The organism is Duganella sp. HH101 (assembly GCF_001758795.1).
In the GTDB taxonomy this organism is placed as follows: Bacteria; Pseudomonadota; Gammaproteobacteria; order Burkholderiales; family Burkholderiaceae_D; genus Rugamonas; species Rugamonas rivuli.
Genome location: NZ_LRON01000019.1, coordinates 96,482 through 119,950 on the forward strand (window position 1 = coordinate 96,482; position 23,469 = coordinate 119,950).

Sequence of the window (23,469 nt, forward strand, 5' to 3'; positions counted from 1 at the left end):
CACATAGTTGGCAACCAGGAAGTTGAATTTCCATCATAGCGCTTTTCGCGTTCCGGTATTATACTGTTTATTTATACAGTATTTATTTGGGGTAATAAAATGCGTGCTTGGGTCGCCCGAAGAAGGGAGGCGGGTGCATTGCTCGTCCAGCCCATTGAGTTCGGTCACGCATCGGCGCCGTTCGAGCTGTTGGTCGTCGAAGTGACGGACCAAGGGAAACGCAGGCCCGTGAAAGTGGCGCGTCTGTTTCCGGTGGGAGAACGGCGGGCTGTCGCAGAGTTGCTGGCGCCGAAGCTGGTATGGCTGCGGAACTGGCTGTTTGTGCTCAGTGGCGTTGAGCAGATGCCAAGTGCACATGGTCACAGGGCGGTGTTGCAGTCCTGGATATGTAAGCTCAGTCCGCCAGCCTATGCGATCGGATTCAGGATCACCAACACCCACGTCGGTGGTGTGCTACGGCCACGAAGGGTCTTGCATGAGGCCGGCAAATCAGGGGGGCGACTGGCGGTGGGGGAACAGTTCGAACGTGTCCTTGGCCGACACTCGTTAGGTGCTCAGCTGAGCTATTACCAAGCTTCCGGGAGTGGCGATTCGACACGTCATCTGCTCGACTGCCGGCTTGAATGGATGGCAGAAGAGCGGTTCGAGCTCAGCGGCCTTCGTGTGCTATCGGCGCACGGGGAGAGGCCCGAGCAAGTGGAGTGCAACGGGTGGCTTTGCGAATTCGATATTGAATTGCCGGAGTTGACTCGCTCGCAGATTCGGATGCTTGGTCCCTCGCATTAGCGCGGCGGTCGCCGCTGGCCGGGTTCTGCCAGCACCCTGACGATCACCCGGAACGGTAGCCGCTCGCGCAGCAGAAATGCGCCAGCTGCGGTTTGGCCTCTGTCCTTGAGCATGGCGATCCCTGTGTCGACTAAAGCGGCTTTCGCTCTGTCGCGGCGACTGCGACGGTCGTGCTTGTCCATTGCGCGCTCCGAAAAAAATCATCGTAGCGTAAAGAAGGATCTGCGGATTTGATGGAACTCATCGGCCCGTGCCCGCAAATTCAGCGCTCTTGCGCGGAGCTGGGCGGTGGGAAAAACCACCCTTGTGGTATTTCGATGGATTTCCAAATGACAACATGCCTATAATCAAACCGCGCCCCGGCTCGCTTTGCCGCTATTGGAGAGAACAATGAAAAAAATACTCGTTGCCGCATGTGCCCTGTGTTTCGCGTTCCCGGCTTTTGCTCGCGGCGGTCATGGCGGCGGTCATGCCGGCGTGCACAGCGCAGGCCATTCCGCCGGCGCCCCCCACACATCGAAGGCAGCGACCGGCACCGGGGCGAAGCCGCAACATACCCATGTCGGCGGCTATACGAAGAAAGACGGTACCCAGGTCGCGGCGCATGACCGTTCGACCAAGGACGGAACGAAGGACAATAACTGGTCCACCAAAGGCAACGTCAATCCGGAGACTGGCAAGGCAGGCACCAAATGAGGATCTTCGCGCGGATCATGCCGGTTCTGCTGGCGATTCTGCTGGCGGGACCGGTGCATGCGCAGTTGGCGCCGCCTTCGAGCGCTCCGGTCACGGCGCCGAAGAAAGCCGAGCCGAACGAAGCCGACCTGCAGACGCACGGTCATTACGTGAACAAGGCCGGCCAGGAAGTGCACGCGCCGGCGAAGAGCGTCGACGGGAAAGTGCCGGCCGGCGCCAGCGCGAAGTGCCGGGATGGCAGTTACAGCTTCAGCAAGAGCCATCGCGGAACCTGTTCGCATCATGGCGGCGTGGCAGACTGGTTGTAGGTCTGGTTGTCGCGCGGGCACCTCTGTCACCAGCCGAGTGCGTCTCCGCAGTTCGACCTTGTCGCTTATCACGGCTCCAGGTGTAACAGCATGCATGAAGCCAGTGTAAATTGTTCCAGCTGGTCCAGCCGACGGGTCTCGCGCAGCGAGCGTTGGGGCGCCGCCTCGTTTCTGTAGGCCGTGCATGCGCTCCCCATGTCAGGTTCGCGCATCAGGACCATGCCGTAGCTCTCGCCATCCGATGAGTAGAACTGCGCCGCGCCGGCGCCGCTGGTGAGCGCGGTATCGATGGCCGTGCGCAGGCGCAGCAACGCATGGTGGTCGCCGGCGATCACAGCGGCGGCGCCGTCGCGCCCTGGGGATGCCAGATGCAGAAAATGTGCGGTCATGATCGGTTTTCCTTTCGCGGTTTGGAATTGCTTTTTACATCGGCCCCGGAGGTTAAGAGGCCATTCTTGGAAGTGAGCGCGGCGGCCAGCTGGGCGCGCAATCCCGCCACCTCTTGCCGTGCTTGCCCGAGCTGTTCCGCGTAGCGTGTTTGCTCGCCAAGGTTGCGCTCTGCCGCCACGGCGGCTGCCGCGTGCTGGTCTTGCAGCTGTTGCGCCAACTGCTGTTGTGCCAGCTGAGCTTGTCGTAGCGATTCGTGCAGCTCCCGCAGTTGTGCCTGGCCGTGTTCCAGCGCCGCACGGGCGTTGCCCGCGTTTGTTTCGGCGTCGTTGGCACGCTGTTTCAGCACCGCCAGCTGTTCCTCTTGCTTTCCCATTTCCGCACGCAGTGCGCTGCTGGCTTGGTAGGCCGCCGTCAGTTCGCCGGCCTGGGTGTCGAACGCTGCCGCAAGCTGGTCGCGGAACTCCTCCAGCTCGCCGCGTTCCTGCTCCCAGCCTGTTTGGGCGGCTTGCAGGTGGCCGTTGGCGATGGCGCTGGCCTCGCGCCAGAAAGCATGCAGCAACTGGCGGCCCGCTGGCTCCAGGCTGGCGGGCAGGGCATCTTCTTGCACGGCGCTTGGGACCATGCGTTCGTGGCGCCAGTCGCGCATGACCAGGGAGACATGATTCATGTTGGCGCGCGCGCGCCTGCGTACAGCATCCACATTGGGGAAAGCGTTGCGGCCAGCTTCTTCGTAGAGCTGGTCTGCGGCTTCATTGATGCGGCGGACGATATCCGGCGCGATGTCGGCGTGCGAGTTCATGGCAGAGGAGGGGTGTTCCATACCAAGCTTATGCGTCTCCTTCGCGGCCGCTTTGGTCTATATCAAGAAGATAAGGTAAGAAGCACAGGGTAAGGCAAGCAGGTAGCTATTCGCTTCTTCTTCTTCTTCTTCTTCTTCTTCTTCTTCTTACCTTACCTCTGGGCATCGAGCTTAGCTCTTTGTTCGAAGTGCGCAGGAGTTTGCCAGGCGCCGTCGCAGGCAAGTCGGGTTGATGTATCTCAAGGCGGGCCGGAATCGCCGGCGCATTCTTATACAAAGTTATCGGTTGTTTGTATAAATATTTTTACCACAATAATTTTGTATAGGAGGGGTGATGCTCAAGCTCACCGAGATCTGGCATTTTCATCGGCCTGCGCTGGCCAAGGTCTATCTGGACACGCTGAACGCCGGCCTGGTCACATCGACTACGATCTTTGCGCCGCGGCGGGCGGGCAAGACTTCCTTCCTGTTGAAGGATTTATGGCCGGCGGCGGAGAAGGCTGGCTATACGGTGGCGTATGCCGATCTGTGGCAGACCCGCTTGTCGCCAGGCTTGGCCATCGTGCGCGCGCTGGAGCAGGCGCAGGAGCCTAAGGGGCCGCTGCGTGGCCTGATGGCGAAGGCCCGGGCGCCGGTCAGGAAAATCAAGGGCAAGGCGGAGGTGGCTGGCGCCAAGCTGGAGGGGGAGGTCGAATTGGGGGAGGGCGGCTCCAAGGCGCAGTCGGAAACGGCACTGCAGATCGATGTGCTGATCGAATCCTTATGCAGGAAGGCGCCGTTGCTGCTGTTGATCGACGAGGCGCAGGAGCTGGCCAGGACGCGCGAGCACGAAGCGGTGGCGACCGCGCTGCGCACGGCGATCACGAAGAATCAGCAACGGTTGCGGGTGCTGTTTACCGGTTCGTCGCGGACCAAGTTGGCTCATGTCTTTTCCAACGCCAGCGCGCCGCTGTACTCGACCGGGGCGGCGATCGCCGACTTCCCGCAGCTGGGGCGCGACTTCGTCGAGTATATCGCGCAGCGCTACGAGGAATCGACGCGTCGCACGCTGCCGGTGGCGCCGGCGTGGAAGGCCTTTGTGGCCTTTCACCAGCAACCGGAACCTTTCTTGGTGGGCGTGGTGCAGATGGTGCTCAACCCGCGCCTGGCTCTTGAGGAGGCGATGGCGGCGGTCGCCGACAACCTGGCGCGCACGGAAAACCACGAGGGTGTCTGGGCCGGCTTCGATGCGCTGCAAAAGGCGCTGGTGAAACTGCTGGTGGACGATCCGGCCTTGAAACCCTTCAGCAAGCCGGTGCTGCTGAAGTTGCGCGGCGCTGTCGGCGTCGAATCGTTGGCGGCGACCCATGTCCAGCGGGCCATGCAAAAGCTGTCGGGCGTGGTGGTGAAGTCGCCCCGAGACACTTACGAATTCGAAAACGAAGCGTTCGCGGAATGGGTAAGGACGCTGGCGGACGGCTGAGGCGGTGGGGTGTGCCGGACCGGCGGCGCCACCCGTCGTGGCGTGCTGCGCAGGCTGACTTGTTTATCGCGCCCGGCTTGGCTCGGGATCGCGTTGAAGCTTGGGCTGGGGCGATACCGGCTGGCTGGCCGGGGCCGCCGTGTGATGCTGGGGCACGGCATGTTCTGTCGCGGTTCTGCCGGGTGTGCTCTTGGCGGCTATGAAGTCTCTGGCGCCGTCGAGTGAGCTGACTTCCCAGTCGTTCCTGTGGGTGTCAATGTAGACTCTCTCGCCGACCTGCCGGCCCGACGGATCCCGTTCGACGATGGGGACGGTGACGTCGCGGGCGCCGCGCTTGCTCAACAGGATGTCTTCGCCGATGGCCACGCCGCTGTCGCTGATGGCGCGTTCGAGATCCACGCCCCAGATGGTCTGTTGGCCGCGCTCTGTTTGTAGGGTAACGAAATAGCTGGCCTCCTGCTCCGGGTCGTTCTTGTAGCGCGCTTCGCCATGCCCGACCAGTTTGCCGAAGTGTGTGCGTCGCTGCTGCATTTGTTCGGAGGCGAGAGCGACCGTCATGCCGATCGCCTGTTCGCTGTCGCCGCGCTGGCGTAGATAAGCCGCCAGCGTGTCGATGGCGCGCTGCTGCCGCTTGCCCATCCTGGACGCATCGTCGTCGGCCGACGGCGCGGCGGCCGTCGCAGCGGTTGGCGCCGCCGGCTGGGGATCTGGATGCTCCTCGGCTATTTTTCGCTCGATGAAGTTGGGTTGGTCGCGGGCGCGCTCGTTTTGCCGTTCGGCCAGCCTCGCCTTGTCGATGTCGTTGGGCCGGTAGCCGCTGACGCTCATGCCTTGCAATGCTGCGGCCAGCCAAGCCTCACGCTTGAATTCATCGCTGCCGCGCAGCTTCAGGCTGGTCCAGCCCTTGGCCTGCGCCAGCGTGACCATGGAGTGCGCGACTTCGGCGTCGTCGTGTGCGGTGGCGATCCGTTTTCCGTGGTCTTCGAAAGCCAGCGTTTGCTCGCGGTCACGGAAGTAGTATTTGGCATCGACCACCAGATAGCGGATGCGCAAGGCTGGCGGAATGGCGTCCGCAGGCGGCGCGTCTGGCGGTGATGGCGCCGGCTGCGCACTGTGCGCCGGTCCTTTTTTTCGTTTGGGAGTGTCTGGCGGATCGGTTGTGGTGGACGACGCCGTTAGCTGTGGCGCTGGTGGCTCGGGGCGATTCGGCATGTCAGGCCGGATGTAGTCGGCAGCGGCGGTGCGTAGTCTGCGTAGAACGCCGATGATGAATGGATTGCGGGGAGCCGCCGCGTCGCGAGGCGGCTCCCCGCGCTCCGGCTGCTCGTCGACAGGCGGCGATGTTGTTACGGCTACGTGGCGGGGCGATACTGTCGGCTGGCCCGCAGCTGGCGATGAGCGCTTGGGGGCTTTGGCTGGGCGCTGGGCCTGCCGCTTAGCTGGCTTGCCGTCGTTTTTCGACCGCCGTCCGGGGCGTTGGGCGGGTGGATCTTGTGCTGCCGGTCCCGGGGCTGAGCTGTCTTCGACCTGGTTCATTTTGCGCCTCCCAGCGGCTGTTGACGAGCGAAGTCCAAGGTCTCGGCATCGATATCGATATCGACAAATGCGCTGGCGATGGGCCGCCGCCCGGGCAGCGGCTTGCCGCCGTCTTGGGCGGTGGTCGGACCGATGCCGATGCGGTCTGCGGAGATTCCGTGCAGGATCAGATAGTCGCGGGCCTGGGTTGAGAGGCGTTCGGTCAGACGGCGGAGCGCCGGTGCGGCCAGCGCGGCATCGGTGCCGGTGCGGATGGTGATGCGGTTGCTGGCCATCGCCGTCGCCAGCAGCCGGGCCTGTAGTTCGCCGGATGGCCGGAAGTCGGTATTGTCCGCCGGCAGGGTGAAATGAAATGTCATGCCGCCGGGGCGCACCGCCATCGAGCCGCCGTTCGCGCTCGTTGGCGTCAACTGGAAGCTGGCGGCGGCAGCCGGGGTGTCTGGCGTCATGCTATCCGACTTGGCCCAGGCGATCAGCAGTTGCCTGGCCTCGCCCAGCTGATTTTCCAGCGTCGCAATGCGCTGTGTGCACGAAGCTTCGGTCTGGGCTGTCAGGCGGGATTGCTTCGCGCGCTCGAGGTAGGCGTCGATATGGTCCTGGGTATTGACCGCAACGCGCTGGCTGCCGTCCGGCATGGCGGGCTTGGGTGGTGCGCTGCAGGCGCACAGCAAAAGCATGAGCGGCAGGGTGTGGCGAAGTTGCATGGCGGCCTCCTGATGTCAGCGATCGAGCGCGGACAGGTCTATCCTGGCGGGCCGCGCTGTGCCCGCTTCGATGGCATTGCTTTCCATGGCCGCGAAGCCGCGCTGCGCGCCGCCATCGCCGACAGTTGTGGCTTCGCCGCCTGCCGCATCGAACAATGCCAATTGCGCGAAGAAGGCGTCGACCACTGCTCCGGCTTCTTCGGCCGACGGCCGCGCCGGATCGCTGAATGCCGGCAGTTGCATTGCCTGGCAGGCTGGCCCCGGACCGGTTGCCTTGGTGGCCGGAGCACGGCGCGGCGGCGCTTCCAATGCGATGGCCGGCACGTCGACGCTCAGTTCGTGCAGCACGAAGGCAGCATGCTTGATGGCGGCCTCGGTCGGTGTGGCCTTGAGGAAGTTGCGCAGGCCGAGCCGGCGCAGCACACCCCGCCAACCCTGGGTGTCCAGCGCGGCGAGTGTGGGGCTGACGGATTTCATCCGATCGAGAAAGCGGTGGTCCCTGTAGTAGAGGGCCTTGTCGCACAGGATGGGGCGGCAGTAGCGCGCGAAGACAATCTGGCGGTCCCGTGGCATGAATTTAAGTTCCTGCGGCAGCATCAGGGCGCGCGGCTGTTCCGATGTGTGTTCGGAGCGGGAACTGCCGCCCGCCGCCGTGCTGGAGCGGCTGCTACCCTTGGAGGTAACGAGTAGAGTCAGGTAGCCCAGCATCTTGCTGTACTCCTCGGCGTCCTGATGCTCGCTGGGGGGATAGGCGATCCGTATCGTGTGGTCGGTGATCAGCGTACGCGCGTCGGCTTCGCCATAGGTCGCCACCAGTTGCGACACGCTCTGCAAGGTGGTGAGCAGGCGCAGCAGGTAGCCGCGGATGTAGGAATTGGACTTGGCGATGATGGAGAGCTTGCCGATCGCGGTGATCTCGTCCAGCACCAGCAGGCATTCGTAGCGCAGCTTGGGGTCGTTTTCCGGAAGCTGTTTGGTGTTGAGGTTGATCAGTTGCGAGAAGAAGATATTGGCCAGTACGCCGGCGTCGCTTACCCGGTTGGGCGGGATGCCGACATAGATGGACATACGCTGTTTGCGCACGGCGCCAAGGTCGAAGTCGGAGGCGCAGGTGGCGGCATCGACGATCGGGTTGGCGAAGATCAGCAGCGGTGCGTTGAAGGTGGATATGATGTTACCGACAGCCTCGGCCGAGGCGGACAGGAAGCGGTTGATTGCGTCGATGCAGGCATCGCTGAGCGGACGTCCTTTGTCGGCGCGGGTCGCCACTATGGATTGCAAATGCTCCTTGAGTGGCTGGCCTGCGCCGGAGGACTGGCGGAATACTTCGCCCAGGGTGCAGGGCAGTTCAGGGGTTTCCATCAAGTAGAGCACCAAGGCCAGAAACAGGTTGCGGGCATTGTCGTTCCAGAATTTCTCGCGGGGATGGCAATCGCTGGGATAGAAGGCCTGGCCTATGGCCAGAATATCGCCGATGCGGAACAGCGAGTCGCGGTCTATATTGTCGAGCATGTTCCAGCGATGGGTCTTGCCATCCTCGGCGAACGGCGCCCACAGGATGACCTGCTGACCTTGGCGTTGGCGGTACAGCGAGGTGTAGCGGTAGTTTTCCAGCTTGAGGTCGAACACCGCCACCGAATCCTGGTAGTTGAACAGATTGGGGATGACTACGCCGGTGCCCTTGTCGGCGCCGGTCGGCGCGGCCAGCAGCACGAACTGCTGGTCCTTCGCGGTCAGGTAGCGGCCGCGGTATTTGCCGACGATGATCTCGCTCATAGCAGTCCGGCCTTCCGGATTTCCATTGCGTTGGCCCAGCGTGCGTCGCCATGCAGCGGGCTGCCGACGCTGCCCAATTCCATCAAGGCCCATAGCGGCGCTATCAGCACCATACCAGTGCCGATCAGGGCTGCTGCAAGCAGGCGCCGACGCTCGACCGGATCGCCCGACCAGGCCAGCCAGTAGCGGTACCAGGTGTCCGGGGAAACATGCCGCGGCATGGTCTTGTGCAGCAGATAATAGGCACAGCCGGCCAGGTAGGCGCACAGGATGGCGGCCGCGCATACAATAGCCAGCGCCAGGAGCGTGAATAGCGTGAACCTGACAAGGCGCCAATTCATGACAGTCCTCCGGCGTGCAGCAACTGAGCGGCGCCCATATGTTCACGCACTTTGGCGACCGGATCGTAGCTGACTTCCGAAACGTAGCGATCCTTGCGCAGCGGCGTACCGTCGTCCGCATAGATGCGCTTGACCCGGATGTGAAGAATGACGTCGATGGTCAGCGCCACCAGCCGCTTGAGGGCGTCGGTGTCGTAGATCGCCGCTTGCGGATGTTCCTTGCACATGAAGACGTAGCGCTCGAGCGCCAACGCGCACGATTCGGCGTGGAAGCTGGAGATCGAGCCGCTGTGACCGGTGGTCAGCAGTTTCAGGAAGTCGAACGCCTCGCTGCCCCGCAATTCCGCCAGCAGCACGCGGTCTGGCTTCATGCGCATGCAGGTGGCGATCAGCGCGGCAGGCGTGATGGTGGCCGTTCCCTGGTCGCCTTTGTTGTATAGCATGTGGACGCGGTTCGGGTGGCGTGGCAGGAACAGTTCGCGCACGTCTTCAATGGTGATCAGTCGCTCGTCGGTGGGGATGTAGCGGCAAGCCGACTTCATCAGCGACGTCTTGCCGCAGCCGGTGTCGCCGACCAGCACCAGATTGAGCTTGTGGCGTATCGCGGTTTGCAGGAAGTGCGCAAGGCGGTGCTGCTCCAGGCAGGCCAGTAGTTCGCGCTGCACCGGGTCCAGCTGGTCGCGGTGAGTCGCCAGGCCGGCTGGGCGGGCCCACTTGTAGTGGTCGAAGAAGCCCTGGCTTTGGTAGGCGTCGAATTCGCGAATGCTGGCATCGGGGATGCGTATCGTCATCGACACGGTATGGTCTTCCACCGCAGGCGGCACCGCTATCTGTATCCTTTCCAGGCCGGGCAACTGTGTGCACAGCAGCGGCGCGTGCTGGTCGATGCGCTGGTTGCCGTAGGAGGCGATGGCGGTGGCCAGGCTCTGGCAGCGCTGCAGCGTCAGCGCCGGCGTCGCGCGGCGCTGCCAGAGCGGGCCGGCTTCGAAGAACACTTCACCGGGCCGGTTGATGGCGATCTCGGTGATGCCGGGAATGGCGAGGAATTCGGCCAGCGGCGCGAACAGTTGGCGTACCGAGGCGTCCATCGCCAGTGGTTCATTTGGCGCGTAGTGCATAAACGCTCCCGAAATCAAGGTCGCGCGCGACGGTGATGCTGGCGCGGTCGCCCTGGTTCTTGTAGATGGTCGGTTTGATGTTGATGGTGCTGTCGAGGATGCGTTCGGCAAGGCGGTTGCCAGCTTCGGTGGTGTTCTGGAACACGGCGATGCCGGTGGCGGCGTTGCCGGCGCCATTGCCGGCGGTAGCCCTGGCTGTCTCGTAGCCGATCGCATCCTGCACCATGGATAGCAGGAAGGCCGCACCCACCCGTTCGGCCCAGCGGTTGTCGACGTAGCCGTCGAGGCCCGACGTGCCCAGCGCGTCGGCGGCCGGCGAGTTGAGGTTGACCAGAATACCCTTGGAGGTCTTTAGTCGAGTCCACGTAATGAACAGACGGCGCTGCCCTTGTGCCGAGAAGGCGACATAGTCGCCGGTCGCCACCGATCCTTTTTCCGCCAACACCACGTTGCCGCTGTCGCCAAACACGTCGCTCGACAGCACGCAGACGGCCATGCCGGACACTTCGCTGATGATGCGCAGCGACAGATTGCAGTCGATGGTGCGGCCCTCTGGAAGGATCAGGTCGCGGTCGCCCATCAGTCTGGCTTGCACCGACGCGACGGGCGGCGCTTGCAGCATGCCCTTGAGATTGCCCCGCGGGTTGGCGACTGTGTTGCCAGTGGGGGCTTCAGTCGCCGGGAGTGGTGCCGTCGCCGGTGGGGACGGGGAGGTCGGCATCAACGCGCCGGTGTTCTCGGTACTCTGCATTATGGGAAACGCCGTCGACGCCGGAGTGACGGACAGCAGCACGTCGCCGCTATAGCGGCTTGCCGCCGGCGCGGCCGGAGCAGGCGTCCGTTCCGCCGCTTGCGCAGTTGTCGAATTGGACGTCGCGGCCGGCGTGCCAGTCAATTGCTGGAACAACAGCTGCCCGTTCTGGCATATCCATGCCGCCTGGCCGTCGGAGGCGGTCATGGGCTTGCCGTCGATACCGATCAGGACATGGCTGGGACCGCCATCGTCGCAGACGGCCTTGTTTTCCGGCGGCGTCCTTGCCGCCTTGGCGGACGGTGGAGGCGCGATGTCGCTGAAGTGCCGCAGCGAGGGGCCTGTCTTGGGGCGCTCCAGCTGGCTGCTGGCGTCCTTGTCCTTGTTTTCGGCGGAGCGGGCGGCCCAATAGCGTTGAAACGCCATGGCGCTGCCCACCACAGCCGATGCGAGCACCAGCACCAGCAGCCCCAGTTTGACAGCGATGCCGCTGCCGGGGCCGTCTTGGCTATTGACGGAGACAATGCGCTCCGCCGGTTCCACGCTGTTCTTTGTGTCGTCGTCCGCGATCATGGCGTTTCCTTCCGCACCGATCGCACCAGACCGTCGACGGTAGTGCCATCCTTGGGCGGTACACCGTACGAATCGAAGGCATCGTTCCAGATGCCGATGGTAGCGCCGCCGAGCCTGAGGACGAAGCGGCGCCCCATGCGTTCGACTACCGCGAGGCCGGCATCCTGAGGGTCGATATGGAAATTGACCCGGGCCTCTTCGCCGGATGGCGAGACGTAGTAGATCGTCGGCAGTTCGCGATTGGCCGGAAACTGGAAGTAGGTGAAGCGGCCGTCGTCGAACACCATGGCGGGAACGATGTCTTCCGCGCCAGGCAGGGCTTGCATGGTGTAGCGCCAGTTGCGCGGCTGCGGCAAGGCGTCCTGGATGGCGACGCCAGCGCTGTTGGACGCCGCGGGTTGTGCGTTGACGGCCCCCAGCAGTTGCTCCAGTTGCTGCGCTCTTGTTGTCTGCGGATAGCGGAAGCTGACGCGGTACATGGCGCTGTCGGAGGCATGACCGCCACGCGCGGCCCCGTCCTTGGTGGCGACTTCGAATCGGAAGCTGTAGTCGCGTTTGTCGGTGCGCAGTTCAAGGTTGTTGTGGGTGGCGCCGTCCTTGGGCTTGACCAGTATCTGGTTGCTGCCGGGCTCCGCGTGCATGCACCATTCCAGTTCCGCCTTGGCGCAGTCGGCGGGAAAGCCGGTGGCCGTGCCGTCGCGCTGGATCTTTTCGTCGCCGGCCAGCACGATGCGGGTGGCGGTGCCGCGCTGAACGGTGATGACGGTGACTTCATCGGGCCGGTAGACGGCATAGCGGATGTGCGGGTCGCCGCCGACCGGCTGTGGCGTCTGCGCGGCACCGGCCTGGACGCAAAGCAGCATCAATATCCACTTGAAGGTACAAGGGGTTTTCATGTCATCCTCCCGCTGGCGAGGTGGGCGGCTTGCCGCTGCCGGCCTCAATCGGCGCCAGCTCGCTGTCGACCCGGTAGGCCGTGGCCTTGAATCCCAATGGGTTCTTGATCAGGTCAAGCTCCTTTCCGAACATGGCGGGTTTGTAGGCGTAGCCGATGGAAGCGACGGCGTACTGCGGCGGCTCGGCCAGGTTCGTGTCCACGTGCCGCATGACCGTGCTGAAGCGGACGGTGGCTTGCTGGCCGACGGCGTTGGTAGAGACCTGAATGCTGATGATGGTGACTTTGATGTCGACGCGATCCCCGTACTGTTTGTCGCGGGAGTTCGGCCCCTCGTATTGCCGGGCATAGTCGCGTCCGACATCATCTTCGCTGAGCGCGAGTACGTTGTCGTAGTCCGCCTGCAGCAATCGGTAGTAGTAGCTTTCGCGTGCGGCCACATAGCGCTGTATCCAGTATTTGTCCAATATCTCCTGATTGGACTTGATCGTGTGGTCATCCGCCACGCCGATAAATTCGACGTTGCCGTGCGCTTGATCCAGTGCGAGCAGGTAGGGGATGTTGCGCCGGTATGGCGCCAATAGCACGAGGCCGATCACGGCGGCCAGGGCGATGATGGTGGCGCCGCCGGCCACCCACCAGGCGCGGCGTTCGGAGCGTTCGCGGAAGAGTTCCCGGTCGGCTTCCCACGAACGGGCGGCGGTAAAGTATTGCTGGTCGAGATCCATGTCGTGTGGCTCCGGTGGTGTAAGCATGGAGTGGCCTATGGTGCGTCCTACGGCTTGCGGCGGGGTGGGACAAATGTGAAGGTGTCACTGCCATCGCTGCTCAGCGAAAGACTTTTCATGGTCTTTTCACGGATGGCCTGCTCGGCAGCGCGGTCTGCCGCATCGGCCATGGTGCGCATCAGCATCAAACGGTTGGCGTCGTTGCCGACTTGAGTGGTTTCCGCTTGCAGCCGGGCTTGTAGCTCGGCGATCGCCTTCGCGTCGCCCGTGGTATTGATTTGATCCTGCAGCGCCTGGATTTGCGCGGTGCGCTGGTTGACGAGGGACATTGCGCTTTGGGTCAAGGCCTGTAGCTGGGCGTTGTTGTTCAGCAGGCGCTGGCAATTGACTTTGTCGGCGCCGTGGCGTTCTTCGCAGTCGTAGATTTTGATCAGGTCGCGCTGCATCCTGGCCTGAGGCGTCAGTCCGTTGGCCCCCAAGGTTTGCAAGTCGTTGTAGGTTTTGAGGATGTCGGCCGGCACCACCGCCTGCAGCAGCGGGTTGCTGGCGATGCTGCCCATCCCGCGGTTGCCGGTGATCGCGGCGTAGTGTTGCCGGAGCTGTTCCTGTTGCTCCACCATTTGCCCGTATTGCTTCCTCCATGCGGCCACCTGTTCCATGGCTTGGATCAGGTTAGCGGTGTCCAGCACCAGGATGCCGGCATGAAGCGGAGCCGCCAGTAGTGTGGCGAACGACAGCACTGCAATCTGAATGATGCGTTTCATGAATGGCTCCTTATTTCCCGGTGCGTACTCGTTCAAGGGTGTGGCGTTGATATAGCGGGGTGTACCGTGCATGCTCAATGGAGTTACTTGTCTTTGGCCTGTCCAAAATTGAATTGGCATGTGGCTTGGGATCTTTGGGGGGCTTGGACGAGGGCGCCTGTAGTAAGCGTTCTAGCAGCCTGAAGATAGCGCGGCCAACTCCTGATACCGATGCTCCGCCAAATAGTGCGGTGGCAAGCTGCGGAAGAAACAACATGATGATTGTCAATACGATAGAGACAAGCAGCAACGCGCAGGCGGCATCGATGACATTTAATGCATCTGCTTTCCCGGTAATATGCCTTGCATATTGACTGGCGAACGATGTGAGCATTACAAACGTGAGGCCTACTAATACCTTTAAGAATATGTAGTTGAGCGTTTGCCCCAACCAGCTCTCCGTGTACTTTTGCGTGCTGGGCCAGATCGCGCAGAGAATGAACGCTGGCCCTACCGAAAAGGTAAGAGTGACGCTTACTTTTGCCAGCAGATATAGTCCTAGCCCAACGGAGAAAAGCGCTGCTTGAGAAAGTGAAACAACGGCGGCTGCGAAAAGTAGACCAACATGTGGAAGGACACCGACCGTTGCGTCACTCCAAAGCTTGTCGCCTAGGATTGCATAGGGCTCAGCCAATTTGTCTAGCACTGCCCCGAAGGAAGTCTCTCCCGTAGTGATTTCCATGACGGCAATACCGATTGAGGTAAGACCACCAACAATGACTTCCTGGTAGACGCCGACTTGAAGCGCCAGTTCAGTGATAACAGATATTCTCAGGATCTTCTCCAAGACTCCCGAAAATGTTTCGTCGCCATATCCTCGTGACAAAGATATACCTCTAAGTATGAGATAAATTGTTATGCCCGTCAGCGCGATCGGTTGCAACGCTGTGCATAGCGCGGAGCTCTTGCTTGTCACAAAGTCGGACAGCAAGATATCAATAGCGTTCTCAATGTTTTCAGCGATCTTCACAGGATCTCTTTTTCTAACTGGGTTGAATAGGCATGGTCCATGCTGTGGTGCACACGTCCTATTTTTTTTCGCTCTTGGGATTTCCACTAGCTTGCCGTGGGGGGTGTTGTGGCGCAGCAGGACCGTACTTTTCTTCTGGATTGAATTTAAACGTCGTAGAGCCATCGTCGTTCTCTTGCGTTTGATGAGCTGAATTGGGACGGCAACCTGCCTGGAGAGTCACAGCAAGGGCCAGACTTAGAAGTTTCAATAAAGTAGAAGCCATGATGATTCCCTAGCGTTGAAGGATGAGGGCTCGCCGCGCGGCGATGCGTTGGTGCAGCAAGGGTTCCCAGGTATCCGGATCGTCGCCGACCTCGGTGCGGATCTGGTCGAGTAAAGCGACGTTGTCGAGCGAGCCTGACAGGATGTTCAGTATCTCGGGCATGCCGCCCAGGTCGTAGCGGAGGATGGCGGACCGGTGTCCCTGCTTGAGCAGAAACAGGCGGCTGTCCTCAGCCATGTTGCGGATGATGGTGAATTCCTGTTCGCTGAGTTTGAATCCCTGTACGTAGTCGTCGTGGTCGGCGGCGGGATTGGGTAGGAAGATCTTGGTGGCCGATTGCTCGACGATGGTCTTGCTGATCTTGTGTCCCAACACGTCCGACGGCGACTGGGTGATGAAGACGCCGAGGCCGTTTTGCTTGCGGATGGTTTTTTGCTTGTTCAGCGCGAAGTCCTCCAGCGTTTCGTTCCGCAGCGCTTTCCAGAACTCTTCCATCCAATAGATGAAGGGGCGCCCATCGATCATCTTTTCGCTCAGATGAAGCAGCAGCTCGACTATCGGTGCGCAGAGTTGTCCATCGTCGATGAATTCGGTGTAGTCATAGCCGTAGATGCGGATCTGTTCGTCGTCGAAGTGGTGCGTGTGGACAGGGTTGTCGAAGGCCCAGCCTAGCGCATGGTCGCCGGTCCATTTCAGCAGACGGTCGCGCAGGCTGTTGCCGCCGGCCCTGATCGGCAGGTTTTGCCAAACCGCGCCGAGGCGACGCAGCTGGATGGGCATGGCGTCGCTCATCACGGTGCGCACGGCGTGGCTGATGTCGTGTTCCTCGGTGGTGCGCAGGTCGGGATGGGACGGGCCTGCAAGCAACTGGGTGAACTTCTCGCAGAATGCCAGGTGGATCTCGTGAGTTGGCAACTGGTAGGGATTGAAGCCGGTGGGTTCGCCGCGTTTGAGGGCGCGGTATTGGCCGCCGGCGCGGCGGATGCAGATTTCGGCGCCGCGGTTATAGTCCAGGAAGACGCCGCGCAAGCCTTGGTACTTGAGCGCGAACAGCATCAGGCCGTTGACCAGCGCGGTCTTGCCGCTGCCGGTGGGCCCGATCACGGTGGTGTTGCCGGGCTTTTTCTCGTCGGTCGAATCTTCTTCATCTGGAGTGACATGGTGATTGAAGAAGTGGGGCTGGCCGCTGGGTGTCTGCATCAGCGCCAGCGCTTCACCCCAGGGATTGCCGTGGCGCTTGCCTTGCGCGAAGTTGTGCAGCGGCGCCAGGTTGGTGAAGTTGCGGCTGCTGATCGATGCTGCGCGCGGCCGCAGCCGCCAGTTGCCGGGCAGCTGAGCGAACCAGGCGCATTCTGGGATGGCGTCGACCGTCGCCATAACGAAGCCTGGCCCCTCCTGCAAGGCGGTGCGGGCTTGCGCCATGTGGCGCGTGGCGTGTTCCAGGGTGTCGCCGAATACGGCCAGCGAGTAATGGTATTCGCCCATATGGATCGCGCCGCTGTTGACGTCTTCCATGGCGGCGTTCATGTCGTCGATCTCTTCCTGCGACGGATCTTCCGACGCCTGCAGGTGGCCTTGCTGGCGCTTCAGCGCGTCGAGCGCGTCGCGTTTGCCCTGTATCGAGAAGCTTTGGGTTTCGATGTATTCGTAGTCGCTGTACAGGATGGCGTTGTTCATGCCCGGTTCGGAATAGCGGGGGTAGTCCTGGAAGTCGAGCAAGCCGGCGAAGCGGGTGCGACTCGGATGCCAGATTTCCACCATGCCGTTGCGTTCGCCGAAATGCAGGCGCGACACCGGCAGGTATTCGGCCAGGTCTGCCCGGCGGTACGGCACGTGTTCCCAGACGCCGTTGAGCAGGTAGCCATAGAAGCTGGCCATTTCGGAGCATAGCTGTCCGCCGTGCCGGTAGGCGCCGAGACGTTCGGGGCCGTAGCGGCGCAGGCTGGAGCGCAGGCGCTGGTCGAGGTCTTCCATAATGGCCAGGTGTTCCTGTTCGATGGCTTGGCGTGCGCTGCGCGATTGGCCGGCCAGCCTGTTTAGCATACGTGATACACCGCTCGGGGCGGGGCGGTAGATGACGGACATATACAGTTCAGTCACCATTTGCCGGTTTCTTGCAGTGGCGCCATCGAGGCTAGCGTTGTAGTCGCGGCTGAAGCGGTCGGCAAACGCATTGTCATAAACTCCGCTCAGGCGCTCGTGTACCTCGCGCCGCAGTTTGTGCTGCCACAGCGCATAGTGGCCACCGCCCAGCGAACGCCAGAAGTTGTGCAGCGCTTCCTTGCGTTCGGCGATGTAGGCGATATCGGCGGTTTCAAAGGTGATGCCGTCCAGGCGCCAAGTGGCGAGATAGTCGCCGGTGCGGCGCAGCCGCACCAAGTCGGGCGCCACCAGCGCACCGAACGGAACGTGGTCGGCGCAAGTCGCTTCGCTGTTGGCGATGCGCTGCGATGCGTTGGCGTCGCGCATGGTCAACTCCGGCGTCGATAGCGTAGTGGACTGTAGGAGCATGCCCCCCAACGTTGGCGAGCCGCACCCATGCGCAACCGCATCCGCAGCCTTAGGCCCATCTGGCGCAGGCGCTGGTCATCCTTGCGGGTGATCTCGCGCATCGCCAGCACCAGCGGCAGGTACAGCGCCGCCAGGTACAGCGAGACATACGGGGAAACCAGGTAGAACAGCCAGACGGCGAGCAGCAGGAAGGCGCCGGAGACGCCCAGCAGCGGCATCCAGGGTACGCCCCAGCACATGGCCGGACGGGTACAGCCCCTGAAGATGGGATCGCGGAAGGCGTCCATGATTCAGCTGCCCACCAGCAAGGCGGCGATGCCGGCGGCGCCGCCCACCAGGCAGCCGCCCCAGAGGAGGTGGCTGACCTCGGTGATCTTGGCATGCCGCCATGCCACCTGGAACCCCGCCACCATGATGGTGATGGTGAACAGGGTCACGGACACGCCGATCAGGGCAACCTGGATTGCGTTCAAGGTTGAGCCGAACTTACTCAGCTGGGCGTGGGCCGGCAGGGAAAGGCAGCAGAGCAGCGCGCCAGTCAGGACACTGCGGTGCCTAGCGACGTTGCGGTTGTGGCGGCGGTCAGGCTTCATGGGGGGCTCCTTCGATTATGGCTGTTGATTCATCCATGCGTGTGTCGGTCCAAGGTGTGCAGGCATTTCATTCACTCAATTTTTGTTATGTTTTACTTAAAACATGAGCTCACACTAGTGCGATTTTCGGACGGCTGCAAGCACGCCGAAGCGGCCGTTTGCTCTGTCGCTAAACCTCGGCGTTTTCAGAGTTTTGAACAAACCTGGCTTGATATGGCTCAGTGCGTCGTCGGCGGCAGTGCGTAAATTGGGCGAGCCGGGTGCTGGCGGTACGGGTTTGGGTCGGCCTTTGCGCTTGCCCATGACGCGCGTTTGAACGCAGCGTACAAGCGGCGTGGAGGCGGTGTGCTCCGCTTGAGTAGAGCGTGCCGTGTCACAGTGGAGCGTGAGCATGAAAGTCATGGTTGTAGCGAGTCAGAAGGGCGGCGGCGGCAAGACGGCGACGACTTGTCAGCTGGCTTACTATCTGCTCGACCTCACTGTGCCGACCTTGTTGCTCGATCTGGATATGCAGATGAACGCGACGCGTTGCATGTTGCGCGGCCGCGTTGCAGCGGTGGCGCGGTTCAGCACCACGCAGGTGTTCGAAGGGCACCGGTCGGCGTTGCCGGCCGGGGACTTGGTGCTGGTGCCTGCCGACCAGGGGCTCGGCGAGCTGGAGCGCCAGCCGCAGCGCCATAACGACTTCGTCAACGCCCTGCAGGCTTTCCTGCAGGAGGTGGCGCCGCGTTTCCGGGTGTGCCTGATCGATACCCATCCTAGCCCGGATGTGCGTTATGTCGCGGCGCTGGCGACGGCGGATCTGGTGCTGTCGCCGATCGTGCTGACCCAGGAGGCGCTGGAGGGCGTGGGCGCGTTTCTACATCATCCCCGCCACGGCTATCTGCGCATCAGGGAGCGGCTCAATCCGCGGCTTGAGCTGGTCGGGCTGTTGCCGAACATGGTGGAGGCGACGCCGTTTCAGCGCGCCAACCTGCGGCAGCTGGTCGAGCAGCACCCCGGCTTGCTGATACCGGTACAGCGCGGGGAGGTGGCCGGCTATGCGCTGATCCCGACGCGGACGGCGATCGCGGAGGCGCAGGCGGCGGGCGTGCCGCTGTGGCAGTTGCGCCAGGCGGCGCCTGCCGGGGCGGCGAAAGCGGCGGGCGCGATGCCGCTGCGCAGTGCTGCGCGCGACGCCTGGCGCGAGATCCGGCCGTCGTTCGAGGCGATTGCGCGGCGCCTGGGTGTTGGAGGCTAGCGTGGCACTGGACCTTTCCATGCTCGATGTGGCGCCTTCGGCAGCGACTTGGCGTACGCCGACGGCGCCGCTGGAGGCATTCGACGAGGATCCCGGCAATCTGCGTTTCGAGGAGGAGGAAGCCGGCGAATTCGAGGCGCTGGTGGCCGAGCTGGGGGCGCGCGGAATGCTGCAACCGCTGGTGGTGCGGCGCATGCCGTCGGGGCGTCTGCTGATACGCTTTGGTTTCCGGCGGTTTCGGGCGGCGCGCTGTGCCGGCCTGGCGGCGGTGCCGTATGTCGTGACCGAGGACGAGCGCCAGTTCGATGATTATGCGCAGGTGGCGGAGAATGCCCGCCGGCGGGATCTGCAACCGCTGGAGCTGGCGACTTTCATCGCGCGCAAGTTGACACAGGGCGAAAGCAAGAAAGCAGTGGCGGCACGACTACGGATGGACGCCAGCGCGGTCACGCATTTGCTGGCCCTGGTGGACGATCCGCCGCCGATGCTGCTGGAGCTGTATCACAGCCGGCGTTGCCGCTCACCCCAGTACTTGTACGAGCTGCGCAAGCTGTACGGGCGGCAGCCGCAGCTGGTGCAGAGGGCGTTGGCGGATGGCGGCGAGTTCGATCGCCGGGCGTTGGCGGCGCTGGCAGCCGGGGTGCACGCGGTGGTGCTCGACGATGGTGGCGGCGCGGCGCCGGCAGCGGCGAACGGTTCCGCTGCGCCTGCGGCATCCTTGACCGCTGCGGCCGGGCCGCCGTCAGGGGAGGCGCCGATACGGCGTCCGGGGCTGTTTGCTTTGTACGACGGACGGGAGGTACTGCTGGTGCTTCAGCGCAGGCCCAGTGCGGCGGGACGGATCTGGGTGCGTTGCGATGGCGAGGACGTGGAGTTGTCGTTTGATGAGTTACGTCTGTGCCGGCTGGTAGACCTGGCCGGATCGCGCTTGCGGGGCGAACGGATGGCGAACGTTCGCGCCGCAGTGTTGTCCGTGGAGGAGGCGCGGACGTGTTGAGATTTTCTGCGTTGTTGGTCGTATTGGCGTTTGCTTGCTACACCGCACACAAGGTCAATGACTTGCTGGCCTGCGAGGATATCGATGTCGTTATGTGGCTGGCGGCTTTGTTCGTTGTCACATGCGCTTGTGTGTCCATGATCCACGATTAGCGTGGTTCGCCTTCGCTGCCGTCAAGAGGCAGGAAAACTAGCCGGAGCGTTGAGCTGACGGGGTTTTCGCTGTCAGACGTTAAAGCGCGATGACGGCACGGGCGGCTATGCTTTTGCACATTGGCGAATCACACAATTCCGTTGTGTTGTTACGCTGCAGGACTCTTCGTTGATATTTTCTGCCACAGACGTTCCAGCATTCGTTCATAAGCAGAATCCTCGGGTTCTACGCGGTGTAATTTCGCATCATCTTGCTGCGCTTGCAACGATTGTTCTTTGCCGTGTTCCAGGCAGTGGGTCGTGTATTTTTCGGCCTCAGAATCATTGCCAATCAGATGGTAGCTGTACCCAAGATTTCCCCATAGCGCGGTGCCATTTGATGCATTGACGAAAGTGCGTCCCTCATCAAAACTGTTTATCGCCTCTGTCAGTAATCCACGTCGTGCGTCCGTGTGCCATTGTTGTTTGGCGTTCATGAGTTTTGTGAATCCAACGCCATTCAACGCGCTTGCCAACAGTCCTTGCATCTCTGGCAAATGGTTTGAGCGTAAGTAAGGTATGACCGACTCAAAAATAGCCACCGCTTCCGCATCTTTTTCCATTTTCGACAGCATCAGCGCTTTGTTGACTTTTGCCCTAAGGACTTCGGCATGTACAGCGGGATAGGCGTCGCTACCATATCGTTGTTCGATCAAGTCAAACGCGGCGATGGCGCCATCGAAGTCGCTGTAGCTCCCGAGGATATAACCTTTCTGTGCGAATCCGCCAGCCACTACGGCACGCAGATCATGATTGATATCTGCGGCATAACGTCGCTCGATCTCATCGCATCTTGCAAGTCCTCGTGCGGACTGCGACAGCTTATGCAGGACGTAGGCATGGTTCGCGAGAGCTTTCGCCGCGATCAGTCTCAATCCTGGCTCTGGCGCTTGACCAAACTGGTTGTCTACTTGCTGGTAGGCTGCGCTGGCCTCCTCCCGCATGCCTTGCTGATTCAGACGAAATCCCTTATTGAAAAGCGCCCTGGCTACTTGCTCTCGCACCGCAGTTTCGGTATTGGCGTTAAATCGCTGTTCCATCTCTTCATATACCGCGATTTCCTGAGTATGCCGATTCAAATTGCCCAGTGTAATAGCCTTTGAAAGCAGGTACTGCGCGAGCTCTTCAGGTGTGCTTGTAGACGCGTTCCGGAGGGCGCCATCGAACGCGTCTAGGGCGCTTTCGAATTTTCCATCTGCGTACAGGTCAGCCCCGCGAATGTAGTAGTCAGCGGCGCTGAAGGTGCTTTCTGGCTTAGATGTTAGATCGGCGCTGGCTTGGCTGACGATCTGGCGCGATGTGCTGTCTTCGGACTTAGCGGGTATGGCTCCGCTGTTTTCTGATTGCATTAGTCGTTCCGCTGCGACGATTTTTTCCTGGGCGGCCTTCGCATCGACCGCGACTTGGTCGACGTGCTGCGCGATGCCGCTCCTGGCATCCGCTACTTCCTGCTTGAGGTTGTCGATCGTTTGCTGCAGCTCCTCTTCTTTGTCGCTGAACCACTCCCTGACTTGTTTCTTAGCCACCCCGACCACGCTGAAATAGACCCCCAGGCCGGCGAGGGCGATGATCACGGTGATCAGTACGCCGGTGCCGGCGACGATGTTGCCGACCCAGGTTGTTTGCGACCCTTGCATGGTGGCCAGGGCGCCGAAGTCGGCCAGACGTTTGTCGTTCGCTTCGGTGCTCAGCTGGAGGATATGCCGTTGGACGGCCAGTTCGTTCTCAAGCTTTTGCACGCGCTCCTGGCTCTGGGCCAGTTCGTCCTTGGTGGCGAACTTGTCGGGTGGTGCGGCGAACGAGTTATGGCAGCTTGCCGCGAGCAGCAGGGCAATCAGGAAGCGCATCAGCATCTTGGATGGTCGAGTGTTGGAAGTTGCCTAATTGTATCGTAGATGTACGGAGGGCATGGGTGTCAGATGCGAGTGCCTGCGCTTGGGTTTGTCGGTTCTTGTGCTGTGGTTCGGGGAGCGTCAGGCGGTTGGGCGAGGCCCTGCGGGCCCGTCCTCCTTGCGGGTCGCTGCGCTCCGTCCCTGCGGGACCGGGCCGGCTGCGCCGTCCCGCCTCCAGTCCTCCTCTCGCAACCCCGGCAGGGACTGACTGGCCAAGGGCAGCTGCGCTCCCCTTGGGAGGATGAGGAGGACGCGCGGCGCGCTGCGCCCCGCTGACCCCGGAACGGCCTGAAGTGAGGGAAGGGCGCTTACACAGTCCATGCCAGCGATACCCCCGCTGGCATGGACTGTGTGCCGCCGCTGCGCTGTGAAGCCGGCCGCGCCCCTCCCTGGGGCGCCTGCGGCGCACCCCCACGAGGGCAGCAGGGGCCGCGACGCCCATTGCGCCAATCCCCCCACAAGTCCCCCCGGTTGGGGCGAGGGGGACTTGTGGGGGGATAGACGCACGCAATGGGCTGAAACCGCGGCCCCTACCCCGCTGCCTGCAAACCACCCAACCCAACCCTTCCCTGAGGGAAGGGCATTCGCCACCCCCCGCCCGCCCCGGCGGGAGCGAGAGAGTCCAAGCGAGAGGATGAGATTGCAAACCTCTCTTTTGATCAACTTTCTGGAGGACACATCATGACTACCTTGGGACAAACCGATGCCAACGGCAAGCTGAACGGCGGCCGCATCACGGCGACGCTGCTGTCGCCGGCTGCGCGCTTGCAGGCGCTGCCGCGTCATTTCGGGCCACTGTTCACCACCGTCGAGAACTGCGTCTACGACACGATGCGCCACCTGTGCGCTGCGTATCGCGGCGACTTCTGGGACTTTTACGAGCTGTCGAACGGCGGCTTTTATATGGTCCCGACCGGGGCGGATCACTACCGCCTGTTCTGTCCCGGCAATGGCTACGAGGGCACGCTGAGCGCCGAGGCCACCGGCCTCGCGGTGTGCGCGATGGCCTACAGCCAGCTGTCGTTCTGGCCCGACGGCGGGCGCATCGCCGAGGACTACTACCGGCTGCGCGACTACATAGCGACCCATGCGGCCGTGCGCCAGCTGTATGACGTGCTCGATTGAACCATGTGCCGTGACACAG

General features: G+C 62.2%; 24 protein-coding genes. 7 read left to right on the plus strand and 17 right to left on the minus strand.

Features of this window, described 5'->3' with window-relative positions; all coding sequences use genetic code 11:
* The first annotated feature begins 138 nt into the window (after positions 1 to 138).
* Positions 139 to 786: a hypothetical protein gene (locus tag DUGA2_RS24925; RefSeq protein ID WP_070272113.1), complete on the plus strand. Its 648-nt coding sequence runs from the start codon at positions 139 to 141 to the stop codon at positions 784 to 786.
* On the opposite strand, the gene DUGA2_RS24930 is transcribed toward DUGA2_RS24925, so the two are convergent.
* Positions 783 to 968 (minus strand): hypothetical protein, encoded by a 186-nt coding sequence (locus tag DUGA2_RS24930; protein ID WP_070272114.1) that lies wholly within the window; start codon positions 966 to 968, stop codon positions 783 to 785. The genes DUGA2_RS24925 and DUGA2_RS24930 overlap by 4 nt on opposite strands.
* A 208-nt stretch (positions 969 to 1,176) precedes the next feature.
* Here DUGA2_RS24930 and DUGA2_RS24935 point away from each other — a divergent pair, with 208 nt between their 5' ends.
* On the plus strand, positions 1,177 to 1,482 hold the full coding sequence (locus DUGA2_RS24935; RefSeq protein WP_070272115.1) for a hypothetical protein: 306 nt from the start codon (positions 1,177 to 1,179) through the stop codon (positions 1,480 to 1,482).
* Complete coding sequence (locus DUGA2_RS24940) at positions 1,479 to 1,790, plus strand: DUF3761 domain-containing protein (protein ID WP_083296459.1); 312 nt, start codon at positions 1,479 to 1,481, stop codon at positions 1,788 to 1,790. The genes DUGA2_RS24935 and DUGA2_RS24940 overlap by 4 nt, the downstream gene beginning before the upstream one ends.
* A gap of 68 nt (positions 1,791 to 1,858) precedes the next feature.
* Here the strand turns inward: DUGA2_RS24940 and DUGA2_RS24945 are convergent, their stop codons facing one another.
* A complete protein-coding gene (locus tag DUGA2_RS24945) occupies positions 1,859 to 2,179 on the minus strand; it encodes a hypothetical protein (protein ID WP_070272116.1) in 321 nt (106 codons plus the stop codon).
* Positions 2,176 to 3,000, minus strand: coding sequence for a DNA-binding protein (locus DUGA2_RS24950; RefSeq protein ID WP_083296460.1), 825 nt, complete (start codon positions 2,998 to 3,000; stop codon positions 2,176 to 2,178). The genes DUGA2_RS24945 and DUGA2_RS24950 overlap by 4 nt, the downstream gene beginning before the upstream one ends.
* A 313-nt stretch (positions 3,001 to 3,313) precedes the next feature.
* Between DUGA2_RS24950 and DUGA2_RS24955 the strand changes: the two genes are divergently transcribed.
* Entirely contained in the window at positions 3,314 to 4,441 is a 1,128-nt protein-coding gene (locus DUGA2_RS24955) for a hypothetical protein (RefSeq protein WP_070272118.1), read from the plus strand.
* A gap of 63 nt (positions 4,442 to 4,504) precedes the next feature.
* On the opposite strand, the gene DUGA2_RS24960 is transcribed toward DUGA2_RS24955, so the two are convergent.
* The 13 genes from DUGA2_RS24960 to DUGA2_RS25020 all read right to left on the minus strand — a co-directional run bounded on the left by DUGA2_RS24960 (position 4,505) and on the right by DUGA2_RS25020 (position 18,005).
* On the minus strand, positions 4,505 to 5,494 hold the full coding sequence (locus tag DUGA2_RS24960) for an LPD7 domain-containing protein (protein WP_070272119.1): 990 nt from the start codon (positions 5,492 to 5,494) through the stop codon (positions 4,505 to 4,507).
* Positions 5,495 to 5,973: 479 nt separating this feature from the next.
* Entirely contained in the window at positions 5,974 to 6,681 is a 708-nt protein-coding gene (locus tag DUGA2_RS24965) for a hypothetical protein (RefSeq protein WP_141753374.1), read from the minus strand.
* 15 nt (positions 6,682 to 6,696) lie between these two features.
* On the minus strand, positions 6,697 to 8,457 hold the full coding sequence (locus DUGA2_RS24970; RefSeq protein WP_070272121.1) for a type IV secretory system conjugative DNA transfer family protein: 1,761 nt from the start codon (positions 8,455 to 8,457) through the stop codon (positions 6,697 to 6,699).
* The gene (locus DUGA2_RS34100; RefSeq protein ID WP_070272122.1) at positions 8,454 to 8,798 is read right to left on the minus strand and encodes a hypothetical protein; all 345 of its coding nucleotides are present in this window, start codon (positions 8,796 to 8,798) and stop codon (positions 8,454 to 8,456) included. The genes DUGA2_RS24970 and DUGA2_RS34100 overlap by 4 nt, the downstream gene beginning before the upstream one ends.
* On the minus strand, positions 8,795 to 9,916 hold the full coding sequence (gene virB11 / locus DUGA2_RS24980) for a P-type DNA transfer ATPase VirB11 (protein ID WP_070272123.1): 1,122 nt from the start codon (positions 9,914 to 9,916) through the stop codon (positions 8,795 to 8,797). The genes DUGA2_RS34100 and virB11 overlap by 4 nt, the downstream gene beginning before the upstream one ends.
* The gene (virB10, locus tag DUGA2_RS24985; protein ID WP_070272124.1) at positions 9,897 to 11,240 is read right to left on the minus strand and encodes a type IV secretion system protein VirB10; all 1,344 of its coding nucleotides are present in this window, start codon (positions 11,238 to 11,240) and stop codon (positions 9,897 to 9,899) included. Before virB10 ends, virB11 begins: the two co-directional genes overlap by 20 nt.
* Entirely contained in the window at positions 11,237 to 12,136 is a 900-nt protein-coding gene (locus DUGA2_RS24990) for a TrbG/VirB9 family P-type conjugative transfer protein (protein WP_083296462.1), read from the minus strand. The genes virB10 and DUGA2_RS24990 overlap by 4 nt, the downstream gene beginning before the upstream one ends.
* A gap of 1 nt (position 12,137) precedes the next feature.
* Positions 12,138 to 12,863: a virB8 family protein gene (locus DUGA2_RS24995; protein WP_210402595.1), complete on the minus strand. Its 726-nt coding sequence runs from the start codon at positions 12,861 to 12,863 to the stop codon at positions 12,138 to 12,140.
* A gap of 47 nt (positions 12,864 to 12,910) precedes the next feature.
* On the minus strand, positions 12,911 to 13,627 hold the full coding sequence (locus DUGA2_RS25000; protein WP_070272127.1) for a type IV secretion system protein: 717 nt from the start codon (positions 13,625 to 13,627) through the stop codon (positions 12,911 to 12,913).
* 10 nt (positions 13,628 to 13,637) lie between these two features.
* Positions 13,638 to 14,636 (minus strand): type IV secretion system protein, encoded by a 999-nt coding sequence (locus DUGA2_RS25005; RefSeq protein ID WP_070272128.1) that lies wholly within the window; start codon positions 14,634 to 14,636, stop codon positions 13,638 to 13,640.
* A 274-nt stretch (positions 14,637 to 14,910) separates the two neighbouring features.
* Entirely contained in the window at positions 14,911 to 17,370 is a 2,460-nt protein-coding gene (locus DUGA2_RS25010) for a VirB4 family type IV secretion system protein (RefSeq protein ID WP_070272129.1), read from the minus strand.
* 2 nt (positions 17,371 to 17,372) lie between these two features.
* Entirely contained in the window at positions 17,373 to 17,699 is a 327-nt protein-coding gene (locus tag DUGA2_RS25015) for a type IV secretion system protein VirB3 (RefSeq protein WP_070272130.1), read from the minus strand.
* Positions 17,700 to 17,702: 3 nt separating this feature from the next.
* Positions 17,703 to 18,005, minus strand: a complete 303-nt coding sequence (locus DUGA2_RS25020) for a TrbC/VirB2 family protein (protein WP_070272131.1) — start codon at positions 18,003 to 18,005, stop codon at positions 17,703 to 17,705.
* Positions 18,006 to 18,405: 400 nt separating this feature from the next.
* Between DUGA2_RS25020 and DUGA2_RS25025 the strand changes: the two genes are divergently transcribed.
* The gene (locus DUGA2_RS25025) at positions 18,406 to 19,245 is read left to right on the plus strand and encodes a ParA family protein (RefSeq protein ID WP_168167825.1); all 840 of its coding nucleotides are present in this window, start codon (positions 18,406 to 18,408) and stop codon (positions 19,243 to 19,245) included.
* Between the two features lies 1 nt (position 19,246).
* On the plus strand, positions 19,247 to 20,242 hold the full coding sequence (locus DUGA2_RS25030; protein WP_141753375.1) for a ParB/RepB/Spo0J family partition protein: 996 nt from the start codon (positions 19,247 to 19,249) through the stop codon (positions 20,240 to 20,242).
* A gap of 301 nt (positions 20,243 to 20,543) precedes the next feature.
* Here DUGA2_RS25030 and DUGA2_RS25035 read toward each other — a convergent pair whose 3' ends face one another.
* Positions 20,544 to 22,280, minus strand: coding sequence for a hypothetical protein (locus DUGA2_RS25035; RefSeq protein WP_141753376.1), 1,737 nt, complete (start codon positions 22,278 to 22,280; stop codon positions 20,544 to 20,546).
* Positions 22,281 to 23,006: 726 nt separating this feature from the next.
* On the opposite strand from DUGA2_RS25035, the gene DUGA2_RS25040 reads away from it, so the two are divergent.
* Complete coding sequence (locus DUGA2_RS25040) at positions 23,007 to 23,450, plus strand: antirestriction protein (RefSeq protein WP_070272135.1); 444 nt, start codon at positions 23,007 to 23,009, stop codon at positions 23,448 to 23,450.
* The last annotated feature ends 19 nt before the right edge of the window (positions 23,451 to 23,469 follow it).